Consider the following 12,940-nt stretch of genomic DNA (forward strand, 5'->3'; position numbering starts at 1 on the left):
TTTATTCATTTTCAAACCAATGTGCTCTGGCTTTCATTATTAAATCTGCTGCAGCCTTCTCATCTATCTTCACAAGCTCAAGTAGTTCATCTACTGATTGTTCTGCTAAATCTTCTTTATTTTTTATTCCTGCCTGGTTTAGTTCCATAGCAAACGGAACATCAATTCCCTCAATAGACATTAAATCATTATCATCACTCTCTTTATCGCTGTCTAAATCTGATTCAAGATCAATAGCTGATTCTAACAAAGCAGCTTTTGCTCTATCTATGAGCACTGAAGCAATTTCATCATCAAAACCGTCTATAGAAGCTATGGTTTCTATAGAGGAATCTGCAACTAACCTAATTGAACTTAAACCTTCTTGTTCAAGTAATTCCGCTACTTCTACTTCAATATCTAAGTTCAAAATCAACGATCCTGTTGTTTCAGAATTACTTTCTTCTGATTCATTAACTTCATCTTTGTTCAATACATTTAATTTCCAACCTGTTAACTGACTTGCTAATCTCACATTTTGACCACTCTTTCCTATAGCTTGAGCAAAAGTATCAGATGTAACTGTAATATCCATAGAACCTTTGGTCTCATCTAAGACAATCGATGTAATGTCTGCAGGGCCCATTGAATTAATAACTAATTGCGCAGGGTCATCATCCCAAATTATGATATCTATTCTCTCATTACCTATTTCTGAAGATACTGCTTGAACTCTTGAACCTCTCATTCCTACACATGCCCCTACAGGATCTATTCTATTATCGTTTGTTTTGACAGCTATTTTCGATCGTGAACCAGCATCTCTTGCTACTGCTTTGATTTCAATAACTTGTTCAGAAATCTCTGGAACCTCAATCCTAAAAAGTTGCTCAACCATTTCTGGACATTTTCTACTTAAAGCTAATTGGGATCCTCTATTCTCTCTTTCTTCTTCAAATAATATGCCTTTAATTCTTTCTCCAAGTCTAAAAGATTCGCCTTGGATTAATTCAGTTCTAGGTAAAATTGCCTCTGCATTATCTCCTAAATCTACTATTAAAAAATCTCTATTAACTTTCTTTATTTCTCCATTGACCATCTCTCCCAAGTAAGCTTTATATTTACTTACAATTTGAGATCTTTCAGCCTCTCGAACTTTTTGAACAATAACTTGTTTGGCAGCTTGGGCTGCAATTCTTCCAAAAGCAACATTTTCTACTTGTTCTTTAATTATCGAACCTATTTCTAAGGTTTCATCTTTTTTCTTAGCTTCTTCAAGAGTTAATTGATATCCTGGAAATTCATATTCTTCATCCAAAGTAACTAACCAAGTTCTATAAGTTAGATAATTCCCAGTCTCTGTGTCAATTTCTACAATAATTTCTGTAGGTTCTGAATACCTCTTTTTAGTGGCAGAAGCCAAAGCTAGTTCGATGGCTTCAAAAATAGATTCCTTGGGTAAACTCTTTTCACCTGAGACTGATTCCGCAACTAATAAAATTTCATTTTGCATAACTTATCCTAAAATATTTCCTTCAAATTAGCTTTTTCAATTTCACTAAAACTTATTTCTAATATATCTTCTTTTACAACTAAGATAATACTCTCTTCTTTTACTTTTTCTAGAATACCTTCTTGAGTCTTATATTTATTGTCTTCATCCCTATATCTTATTCTAAGATTAGACCCTAAATATAAAGAAAATTGGTCTTTTCTAAATAATGTTCTATCTATTCCAGGTGACGAAACTTCTAAGCTATAAACAGATTCAAAAAGTTCGCTTGCATCTAACATAGCACTTAAATGTCTACTAACTAGAGAACAATCCTCAACATTTATACTTTCAGTACTATCTATAAATACTCGAAGAGTCTTAGATCTTCCATTTCCAGAAGTCTCTAATCCCCATAATCTGAAACCTAATCTTTCAAGATCATCTTCTATTAATTTTTCTACTTTATCTATCATAAACTATTAAATAACAAAAAAAGCCCTCTAAGGGCTTTATTATTGGTAGCGGGGGCAGGATTTGAACCTACGACCTTCGGGTTATGAGCCCGACGAGCTACCAGACTGCTCCACCCCGCAACAAACCGGAGGAGTATAGTAATTGCTTGATTGCGGGTCAAGAAGGTTATTTTTTTTATTTGGTGCCGAAGAGAGGATTCGAACCTCCACGGGCTAAGCCCACTACCCCCTCAAGGTAGCGTGTCTACCAATTTCACCACTTCGGCTGAAATATTTAATCAGGTAATTTATCAGGAAAATTATTAACTTCTTCTTTGTCATTAATTGATTCTTCATTGACATTTATGGGGATCGATTGAGAAGAGTGCCTTATATTCCAGGTCATCCCAAGGCTAACCAATAGAAACATAAAAGCCAAAAAAGCAGTTATTTTTGTTAGAGGATTTGGAGAAGAAGACGGCCCAAACATTGTATTTGAGGAACCGCTCCCAAAAGCGCTTCCTATATCTGAACCCTTACCTTGTTGTAAAAGTATCAAAATAATGAGGGTAACTGAGATTAAGATATAAAAAAATAAAATTAAATTTTCCATTATTGACTTTTTGTTACTATGTTAATAAATTCTTTAGGATTGATAGATGCGCCTCCAACAAGTAATCCATCAACTTCCTTTAATTCAGATAAACTCTTTGCATTATCTTGCAGAACACTGCCTCCGTAAAGTATTGGAATAGAATTAGTATCTAAAATTTTTAATAAAGTATTTTTAATAAAATTATGGGTTTCAGATATTATAAGTGGATCTGCAGTATCTCCTGATCCAATTGCCCAAATAGGTTCATATGCAATCAATAAAGAACTTTTAAGATCTTTAATCTTAAAAGGTTCCAGAAAGGATAATTGGGACTCTAGAACATTAAAAGTCTTGGACTCTAATTTTTCATCTTTAGATTCACCTATGCAAAAAATAACTTTTAAACCAACCTTTAAAGCTGATGCAACTTTTTTTGACAATTCTTCATTTTTTTCTCCTACTTTTTCTCTTCTCTCAGAATGTCCTATCAAAGCATATTGACATCCAGCATCGAGAAGCATTTCTGCTGAAACACCTCCGGTCAGTGATTCATCAGAATCTGCGTCTACATTTTGAGCGCCCAAGTTAATTCCTAGTTTTCTTTTGTAAAGAATATTAGAAGTTGATTTTAAAAAACACATAGGAGGACAAAGAATACATCTACTTTGAAGATCTTCTGGCATTAAACTAACCTCATCCAGCCAAGAAGAAATCATATCAAAGGATCCGTTCATCTTAAAATTGGCAATAATTTGAAAATTCTTCATTTTGCTAAGCTATATTTTTTATAACTTCGGCCAACCTATCTGCTGAATCATTAGTAAGTTCTGGTGTATTGGCTTCAACCATTATTCTAATTAGAGGTTCTGTTCCTGAAGGTCTAAGCAGAATCCTGCCTTCATTCTTTAGACGTTTTTCTAAATCAGAGACCGTTGCTCTAAGTTTTTGGTTCATTATAACTTTATGAGGATTTGTGACCTTTAGGTTTATGAGCTTTTGTGGATATTTCTTGAATGAAGAAAGAGACTCTTCTAAAGTCATATTTAAGTTCTGTAATGCTAAAAGTATTTGAAGGGATGCTATGCAAGCATCTCCAGTAGTTGAAGATTCTAGGCATATTATATGTCCAGAAGGCTCTCCTCCCAAAAGCCACCCTTTGTTAAGCATTTCTTCAAGAACAAACTTATCACCAACATCAGATCTAATAAAATCTATATTATTTTTTTTAAAGATATTCTCTAAAGCTGAATTTGTCATTAAAGTTCCAACGACACCTTTTGAGGGTTTAGAGGTTTTATTATTGATAATCTTTGATAATGCAAGGATGTAAAGTAAATCGTCTCCGTCTAAAATATTACCACTTCTATCAACTACATTTATCCTGTCTCCATCGCCATCAAATGCCATACCTAAGTCACAATTATTTTGATTTGTAGATTCAATTAATACCTTAGGATCAGTTGAACCACAATTTTTGTTTATATTTGTACCGTCAGGCTCAACAGCAATGGCAAAGACTTCAGCGCCTAATTCCTCAAATATTTTAGGGCCAACAGAATAAGCTGAACCATTAGCGCAATCTAAACATATTCTTAAACCAGTAAGATCGAGATCAGGAACTGAAGATTTACAAAATTCAATATACCGACCTTGAGCATCATTGAGCCTATCAGTTTTACCAAGGGTCGATGCTTCAACAACTTGAATTTCTTGAGTTAATAAAATTTCTATTTTTTTTTCTAACTTACTTGAAATTTTATAACCATCATTTGAAAAAAATTTTATGCCATTGTCCTCAAAAGAATTATGAGAGGCACTTATAACTACTCCCATTTTATTCTGAGATTTAGCCAGATGAGCTACAGCTGGCGTAGGTAAAGGGCCTAAAAGGGTAACATTCATTCCAGCAGAAATTAAACCCGCCTGTAAAGCAGATTCCAACATATACCCCGATATCCTAGTATCCTTACCTATCAAAATCCTATCAATATTTTCAGATAAGAATACCTTACCTGCAGCCCACCCAAGCTTTGTTACGAATAAAGGATTCATTGTGGAGTCAATGGGACCTCTTATACCATCTGTACCAAAACGTCTATCCATACTTAAGACTTTTGGATTTTTTTGCTTAACTTCCATTCAAGTCTTAAGAAAAGATTTAAGTTTGTTCTGCAGGATTTCCAATTGTAGGATCCTGTTCATCTTCATTATTATCTGCTCCCTCTAAGGACTCAGATTGCCGAGGTTTAGCTCCTGCCATTATGTCATCTATTTGATTCCTATCTAGAGTTTCGTAATCCATTAAAGCCTGAGCCATTGTATTAAGTTTATCTATGTTCTCTTCTAAAATCTTTTTAGCCTTAGAATAACAATTTTTCACAATGTCTTTAATTTCTTCATCAATAACTTTTGCTGTTGCTTCTGAAAAAGTTTGTTGAGTATTTCCGGCTGTCCTTCCTAAGAAAGGTTCATCTGAATCAGAATCGAATTTCAAAGGGCCTAATTTTTTAGAAAACCCCCATTTGGTAATCATATTCCTAGCTAATTCAGTTGCTCTTTCAATATCATTAGCAGCTCCTGTTGTAACTCCTTCATCTGAATAAATTAATTCCTCTGCTATCCTTCCTCCATATAGGCCACAAATTCTATCTAAAATTCCTTGGGAGCTGTGACTATATTTATCCTCTTCTGGAAGAAAAACAGTCACCCCCAAGGCTCTACCTCTGGGAATAATGGAAACCTTATAAACTGGGTCATGATGCTCTAGAGATCTTCCAACAATTGTATGCCCAGCCTCATGAAAAGCTGTTTTTAGCTTCTCCTCTTCAGACATCACCATAGATCGTCTTTCGGCACCCATCATTACTTTATCCTTGGCTGCTTCTAGTTCTACCATAGAAACAAGTTTTTTTGATGCACGTGCTGCCATTAAGGCCGATTCATTTATTAAATTTGCAAGATCAGCTCCTGAAAATCCTGGGGTCCCCCTTGCTATCACTGAAGGATCAACTGTATCTGCAATCGGCACCTTTTTCATATGAACTTTTAAAATTTGTTCTCTTCCTCTAATATCAGGTAAAGGCACTACAACTTGTCTATCAAATCTTCCGGGTCTCAATAAGGCAGGGTCTAAAACATCTGGCCTATTAGTTGCAGCTATAATAATAATACCTTGATTCTCTTCAAATCCATCCATCTCTACTAAAAGTTGGTTAAGCGTTTGTTCTCTTTCATCATGTCCGCCACCTAATCCTGCCCCTCTATGTCTGCCCACTGCATCGATCTCATCTATGAATACTATGCAAGGGGAATGTTTTTTTGCTTGCTCAAACATATCTCGTACTCTTGATGCTCCAACTCCAACAAACATTTCTACAAAATCGGACCCAGAAATACTGAAGAAAGGAACTTCTGCTTCCCCCGCTATTGCTCTTGATAACAAAGTTTTACCTGTTCCAGGAGTGCCAACAAGAAGAATTCCTGTCGGAATCTTACCGCCTAATTTTTGAAATTTAGTTGGATCTCTAAGGAAATCTACAACCTCTTGAACTTCCTCTTTAGCCTCTTCAATTCCTGCAACATCAACAAATTTTGTTTTTACCTTTCCCCCCTCAAGAAGCTTTGCTTTACTCTTACCAAAGCTCATGGGTCCTGATTTTCCACCCATGCCTCCCTGCATTTGTCTCATGAAAAACATAAAAACTGCCAGGATTATTAAAATGGGAAAGCTAGCTATAAAAAGCTGCTTCCATAAAGAAGGTTTATCCGGTTTTTGTCCTTCTATAGAAACTCTATGATCTTTCAAAACTTCACTCAAATCATCTTGTAAATAAGGAGGTTTTACCGTCTCAAACTTGCTGCCATTAACTGAGATACCTTTAATAGTATAATTATCGCTTCCAAACTCGACACTTAAAACTTGATCACTTTCGACTTGAGATATAAATTCTGAGTAACTAATGTCTCTTACCTCTTCTTCATTAGGAAAATTACTCACAACGGACAGAATAGTCCCAGCCAAAAAGAGCCAAAACAAAATATTTTTTACCAATTCACTCATAATTCAATCCTGATTATAACTTATCTAAAGCTAAGAGATATGTCTCACTTGAGTTAGATCTTGAAGACGAAGGTTTCCTTATTTTTACTTTATTAAAGTTAGATTCTATATATTTTTTTGCAAAATCGAAACTTTCTCCTTGAAATACTTTTATTACTAAATGGCCTTTTTGGTTCAAGTACAGCTCATTTATCTTAAAAACAGTTTTCAATAAAGAGATCATCTCAGCATCATCTTTTTCTCTTATACCACTTATATTGGGTGCTAAATCTGATAAAACAAGGTTAAAAGATTGAAATTCTGCCCATGGAACATTCTCAAATAAGTCTTGCATGCTTAATTGATAGAATTTTGTGTTATCAATTTGCTTCATAGGCTGTCTATCCACTGAAAAAACCTTTCCAGATGTTCCGACAATTTCAGAAGCAACCTGTGACCAGCCACCAGGATATGAACCTAAATCCAGTATTTGCATACCTTTTTTAATTAATTCATCTTTTTTTAAAATCTCTATAAGCTTTAAAGCTGACCTTGACCTATAACCTTTTTTTTTTGCTTCTAGAGCAAATGAATCTGCTTTGCTATATTTATTATTCTTAGACTTAACCAATGTTATAAATGCTTAACTGAAAGAATTTCGTAAGTCTTTTTACCTTTAGGTACTTCAATGCTAACCTCTTCTCCTACAGACTTGCCTATCAACCCTCTAGATAAAGGAGATAATACAGATATTTTTCCTTCTGAAACTTCTGACTCATCTTCTCCTACAATTTTATAAATTACTTCTTCATCCGAATCAACGTCTACTAATTCTACTGTTACACCAAATATTACTTTGTTGGAAGGTTCTATTTTTGTGATGTCTATTACTTGAGCATCAGCTAAATGAGATTCTATATTTCTTATTTTAGATTCAACTAGACCTTGTTGCTCTTTTGCTGCGTGATATTCAGCATTTTCTTTTAGATCACCCAACTCTCTAGCAGAAGCTATTGCATTAGATATGTTAACTCTGTCAACAAACTTAAGCTGTTCAAGTTGCTCTCTTAGTTTAGCTTCACCTTCAAGAGTCATAGGAAATTTAGACATAAAATTCTTAAGATTTAAGAACTTATATTAGCATGAAGTTCTTGGATGGAGTTAATGCTCCAATCCTCTTTATTCCTCAAAACAGCGCAGACCGCTCTTCCACCTTCCATAGTGGTAGTACAGTATATCTTTTCCTCTAGAGCGGTCCTCCTAATAGATGCTGAATCTATAATTGATTGCCTACCTTCTGTTGAATTGACCACTATGTCTATTTCTCTATTTTTCATTAAGTCAACAATATGAGGTCTTCCTTGAGCTACTTTATTAACTAGTTTGTAAGGAATATTCGCTTTTTTAATATTCTCAGCCGTACCTTTTGTCGCAATAATATTGAATCCTAATTCAGAAAACTCTCTTGCTAAATCTCCAATCTGGCTCTGATCTGAATCACGGACACTCAAGAAGACAGTTCCAATCTTAGGAATAGTTGCTCCTGAAGAAATTTGTGCTTTTTCATAAGCTTCAGCAAAGGATCTTCCTATTCCCATAACTTCGCCAGTTGATTTCATTTCAGGCCCTAAAATAGGATCTACATTATTAAATCTAGAAAAAGGCAAAACGGCTTCTTTAACAGACACAAAATTAGGTATTATTTCTGAAGTTATGCCTTGATCTTCTAGGGATAGACCTACCATGCACCTTGCGCCTATTTTAGCTAATGAAACCCCTATACACTTAGAAACAAAAGGGATTGTTCTGGAAGCTCTTGGATTAACTTCTAGTAAAAAAAGTTTATCATTGAGATACGCAAGTTGTACATTAATTAAACCTACTGCTTTTATTTCTATAGCTATCTTTTTGACCATACTATTTATTTCACTTACCAGTTCATTCGATAAGTTATAAGGGGGTAAAGAGCATGCCGAATCTCCTGAATGGATCCCTGCCTGTTCTATATGTTGGAGAACGCCACCTATAATTACTCTCTCCCCATCACTAACAGCCTCTATATCTAATTCAACGGCTAAATTCAAATAACTATCTAACAAAACTGGGCTATCTTCACTTGCTTGAACGGCATCTATTAGATAATGTTCTAAATCTTTTAAATTGTGAACAACTTCCATTGCTCGACCACCTAAAACATATGAAGGTCTCACCACGATAGGAAAACCTATTTTCTCGGCAACTTCTAGAGATTCTTTATTATTGAATGCTAGTCCATTCGAGGGTTGATTCAAGTCTAATTTTTTTACAAACTGTTGAAACCTGCCTCTATCTTCAGCTAAATCGATAGCATCTGGAGAAGTGCCAATAATTGGAACCCCATTTTTTTTGAGCTCAACAGCTAACTTAAGAGGTGTCTGCCCTCCATACTGGACAATAACACCCGAAGGATTCTCAACCCTTACGATTTCAAGAACATCTTCAAAAGTTATTGGTTCAAAATATAGTCTGTCTGAAATATCATAATCTGTTGAAACTGTCTCGGGATTGCAATTTATCATGATTGTTTCATAACCATCTTCTCTCAAAGCTAAAGCTGCATGAACACAACAATAGTCGAACTCAATACCTTGTCCTATTCTATTTGGGCCACCTCCAAGAATAATAATTTTTTTATTTTTGGTAGGTAAAGACTCGCATTCTATTTCATAAGTCGAGTACATATAAGCTGTTGGAGACTCAAATTCTGCAGCACAAGTATCTACTCTTTTATAAACAGGTCTTAATCCTAGAGCATGCCTTTTAACTCTTACGTCCTCTTCATCAACTCCTAAGATTTCAGAAATCCTAGCATCTGAAAATCCCTTCCTTTTAAGATGGAATAATTCTTCTCTTTCAATTAAATTTAAATCTCTTGAAGATAGTTTTTTTTCTTCTAAAACTAAATCTAAGATTTGTGCAATAAACCATGGATCTATCTTAGAAATTTCATAAACCTCTTCTTCAGAAATTCCAAATCTTAGAGCATCGGCTACTAACCATAATCGATCTGGACTTGCTGATCCAATTTCAAATTTCAAAAAAGCTTCATCATGATTTGTTTCATCAAATAGCTCAACTAAACCATTCCTGTCTATTTCCAAAGCTCTTATTGCTTTCTGCAAAGACTCCTGAAAAGTTCTTCCCATAGCCATAACCTCGCCTACCGATTTCATTTGAGTTCCTAACCTTGGCTCTGCTTGAGGAAATTTTTCAAAATTAAACCTTGGAATTTTAGTAACTACATAGTCTATAGAAGGTTCAAATGAAGCTGGAATAGATCCACCTGTTATATCATTATCTAATTCATCTAATGTATAACCTATAGCTAATTTTGCAGCTACTTTAGCTATAGGAAATCCAGTTGCCTTGGAAGCTAAGGCAGAAGACCTAGAGACTCTCGGATTCATCTCTATAACAAGCAATTCGCCAGTTTCTGGATTAATAGTGAATTGAACATTGGAACCTCCTGTTTCAACACCTATTTCTCTTAGAATAGCCATGGACGCATCTCTCATCACTTGATATTCCTTGTCAGTTAAGGTTTGAGCCGGAGCTACTGTGATCGAATCTCCAGTATGCACACCCATTGGGTCTAAATTTTCTATACTGCAAACTATAATACAATTATCCTTCCTATCCCTAACTACCTCCATCTCAAATTCTTTCCACCCCCCTAGGAATTCATCTATGTAAACCTCTCCAGTTGGAGATAATTCAAACCCTCCAGCACAAATTGCTTGAAATTCATTAAGATTATAGGCGATGCCCCCTCCAGCGCCTCCCATTGTAAAATTAGGTCTGATAACGCAAGGGAATCCTATATCTTCTATTATTCTATTTGCCTCTTCTTCATTATGGGCTAAATCTGCCTTTGGAGTTTTTAAACCTATCTTCGTCATAGCTGCAGCAAATAAGTCTCTATCTTCAGCTTTATCAATTGCTTCTTTAGACGCTCCTATCATTTTAATTTCATATCTATCCAGAACACCATTTTTATGAAGATCTAAAGCTGCATTCAAAGCAGTTTGACCTCCCATAGTTGGCAAAATTGCATCAGGTTTCTCTTTTTGGATTATCTTTTCTATGGTTTGCCATCTAACAGGTTCTATGTAGATTGAATCCGCCATTGAAGGATCAGTCATGATGGTAGCTGGATTTGAATTTATCAAAATAACTCTTATACCTTCTTCTTTCAAAGCTTTGCATGCCTGAGCTCCGGAATAATCAAACTCACATGCTTGACCTATAACTATAGGACCAGCCCCTAAAATTAAAACTGAATTAATATCTTTTCTTTTAGGCATTTCTTATTTCCATCTCTTGTATAAATTTCTCAAATAATCCATTTAAATCTTTAGGTCCAGGGCTTGCTTCGGGATGACCTTGAAAACTAAAAGCAGGGCTGTTTTGGTATTCTATACCCTGAATAGAGCCATCAAATAAAGATCTATGAGTAACTTTCACCTCTTTTGGTAAAGAACTATCATCTAGTGTAAAACCATGATTCTGGCTCGTTATAGAAACAATTCCTGAACTAAGCTCTTGAACTGGATGATTAGAGCCGTGATGACCAAATTTCATTTTTTTTGTTTTAGCACCTAAAGCTAACCCTAAAAGTTGATGCCCTAAACAAATTCCAAAAATAGGAATTTTTGACTTTATTAAAGATTTAATTGATTCTATAGCGTAGGTGCAAGGTTCTGGATCTCCAGGGCCATTGGATAGAAATACTCCATCAGGACTCATACTTAAAACCTCTTCATGAGAAGTAGAAGCGGGAACTACAATAACCTCACAACCTTTTGCACTCAATATTCGTAAAATATTTTTTTTCACACCAAAATCATAGGCTACAACCTTATATTTATAGTCATTTAATGTTATATCTAAGCTATCATTTTCAAAAGAATATACTGAACTAGTTGTTACTTCTTTAGCTAAATCCTTCCCTGACATACCCTTGAATTCTTTAGCAAATTGAATAGCTTCTTTGTCAGATATATCAATATCTGAAAATATTGAACATGATTGAGCACCTTTTTTTCTAAGTATTTTTGTTAACTGACGCGTATCTACATCTGAAATTGCTACTATTTCATTTGTCTCAAGATAAGATTGCAAAGACATTTCATTTCTCCAGCTACTAGTTATAAGAGGAAGATCCCTTATAACTAGACCTGAAGCCCAAACTGATTCTGACTCTTTATCTTCTTTGTTGGTTCCAGTATTACCAATATGAGGATAAGTAAACATTATGACCTGATTAGTATAGGAAGGATCAGTTAGGACCTCTTGATATCCAGTCATAGAAGTATTAAAGATTAGTTCTCCATTTATAGCGCCTTTAACTCCTATTCCCTTCCCATAAAAAACAGATCCATCTTCTAGTGCCAGTAAGGCCTTATTCTGATTCATCAGCTAGCAAGTATAATTTGACTGAAACAAAAAAAAACGGACTAGAAGGAAATTCTAGGTCCGTAATCTTGTATATAATGCTAATAGGCATTAAAAAAGCACTATAATAAATGTAAAGTTATCTGTCCATCTAAATAAATTAAATTACTTCATTTTTTGAATCAATGATTAAAGAAAAAGAACATATAAATAAAATGAGAATTTCTGGAAAACTTGCAGCAGAAGTTCTTGAAATGATAACTCCTTATGTCAAACCAGGAATTACTACAGGGGCATTAGATAAATTATGTTATGACTTCATAATAGAAGAACAGGAGGCTATCCCAGCTAATGTAGGATACAGAGGATATAAACACACAATTTGTTCCAGTATTAATCAAGTTATTTGTCATGGTATACCTTCAATGGATAGAGAGCTAAAAGATGAAGATATTATTAATATAGACGTTACAGTTCTTAAAGATGGATGGCATGGAGATACATCTAAAATGTTTCTCGTAGGAAAAACTCTTCCTCATAATGAAAGACTAGTAAAAATAACTCAAGAATGCTTATACAAAGGTATCGAAGCAGTAAGACCTGGTGCCTTTTTAGGAGACATAGGGCATGCAATTCAAGCTCATGCTGAGAAAAACTACTATTCTGTAGTAGAAGAATATTGCGGTCATGGAATAGGCCAAGTCTATCATGATGATCCACAAATTCTTCACTATGGGGATAAAGGAAGCGGCTTGGAAATTGAAGAAGGTATGTGTTTTACAATAGAGCCAATGATTAATTTAGGTTTAAAACATACAAAACTATTGAATGATGGATGGACTGTTGAAACAAAAGATGGAAGAAATTCTGCCCAGTGGGAACATACTCTTTTAGTAAATAAAAATGGATGCGAAGTTTTAACAAAAAGAGAAGAAGAAATAATTTGA

The 12,940-nt window shown here is 34.8% G+C and carries 11 protein-coding genes and 2 tRNA genes; 1 reads left to right on the forward strand and 12 read right to left on the reverse strand.

Features of this window, described 5'->3' with window-relative positions:
• Position 1: 1 nt before the first annotated feature.
• The 12 genes from nusA to carA form a co-directional block, all read right to left on the reverse strand.
• Positions 2–1,492, reverse strand: a complete 1,491-nt coding sequence (gene nusA / locus P8J93_04965; GenBank protein ID MDG2061150.1) for a transcription termination factor NusA — start codon at positions 1,490–1,492, stop codon at positions 2–4.
• A gap of 8 nt (positions 1,493–1,500) precedes the next feature.
• Entirely contained in the window at positions 1,501–1,947 is a 447-nt protein-coding gene (gene rimP, locus P8J93_04970; GenBank protein ID MDG2061151.1) for a ribosome maturation factor RimP, read from the reverse strand.
• Positions 1,948–1,990: 43 nt separating this feature from the next.
• A tRNA-Met gene (locus tag P8J93_04975) sits at positions 1,991–2,067 on the reverse strand.
• 60 nt (positions 2,068–2,127) lie between these two features.
• Positions 2,128–2,213: transfer RNA gene (locus tag P8J93_04980), tRNA-Leu, on the reverse strand.
• Positions 2,214–2,221: 8 nt separating this feature from the next.
• Positions 2,222–2,539 carry a preprotein translocase subunit SecG gene (gene secG, locus P8J93_04985; protein ID MDG2061152.1) on the reverse strand — a complete coding sequence of 106 codons (318 nt, stop codon included), beginning with the start codon at positions 2,537–2,539 and terminating at the stop codon, positions 2,222–2,224.
• Complete coding sequence (gene tpiA, locus P8J93_04990) at positions 2,539–3,288, reverse strand: triose-phosphate isomerase (GenBank protein ID MDG2061153.1); 750 nt, start codon at positions 3,286–3,288, stop codon at positions 2,539–2,541. The genes secG and tpiA overlap by 1 nt, the downstream gene beginning before the upstream one ends.
• Before the next feature lie 4 nt (positions 3,289–3,292).
• Entirely contained in the window at positions 3,293–4,660 is a 1,368-nt protein-coding gene (gene glmM, locus P8J93_04995; protein ID MDG2061154.1) for a phosphoglucosamine mutase, read from the reverse strand.
• 19 nt (positions 4,661–4,679) lie between these two features.
• Entirely contained in the window at positions 4,680–6,581 is a 1,902-nt protein-coding gene (gene ftsH, locus P8J93_05000) for an ATP-dependent zinc metalloprotease FtsH (GenBank protein ID MDG2061155.1), read from the reverse strand.
• Between the two features lie 13 nt (positions 6,582–6,594).
• Entirely contained in the window at positions 6,595–7,191 is a 597-nt protein-coding gene (locus tag P8J93_05005; protein ID MDG2061156.1) for an RlmE family RNA methyltransferase, read from the reverse strand.
• A gap of 2 nt (positions 7,192–7,193) precedes the next feature.
• Positions 7,194–7,670 (reverse strand): transcription elongation factor GreA, encoded by a 477-nt coding sequence (greA, locus tag P8J93_05010; protein MDG2061157.1) that lies wholly within the window; start codon positions 7,668–7,670, stop codon positions 7,194–7,196.
• Between the two features lie 14 nt (positions 7,671–7,684).
• Positions 7,685–10,903 carry a carbamoyl-phosphate synthase large subunit gene (gene carB, locus P8J93_05015; GenBank protein ID MDG2061158.1) on the reverse strand — a complete coding sequence of 1,073 codons (3,219 nt, stop codon included), beginning with the start codon at positions 10,901–10,903 and terminating at the stop codon, positions 7,685–7,687.
• Positions 10,896–12,014 carry a glutamine-hydrolyzing carbamoyl-phosphate synthase small subunit gene (carA, locus tag P8J93_05020; protein ID MDG2061159.1) on the reverse strand — a complete coding sequence of 373 codons (1,119 nt, stop codon included), beginning with the start codon at positions 12,012–12,014 and terminating at the stop codon, positions 10,896–10,898. Before carA ends, carB begins: the two co-directional genes overlap by 8 nt.
• Positions 12,015–12,178: 164 nt before the next feature.
• Between carA and map the strand changes: the two genes are divergently transcribed.
• Positions 12,179–12,940: a type I methionyl aminopeptidase gene (gene map / locus P8J93_05025; protein ID MDG2061160.1), complete on the forward strand. Its 762-nt coding sequence runs from the start codon at positions 12,179–12,181 to the stop codon at positions 12,938–12,940.

This window comes from SAR86 cluster bacterium (assembly GCA_029268615.1).
Lineage (GTDB): Bacteria > Pseudomonadota > Gammaproteobacteria > Magnimaribacterales > Magnimaribacteraceae > JAQWNM01.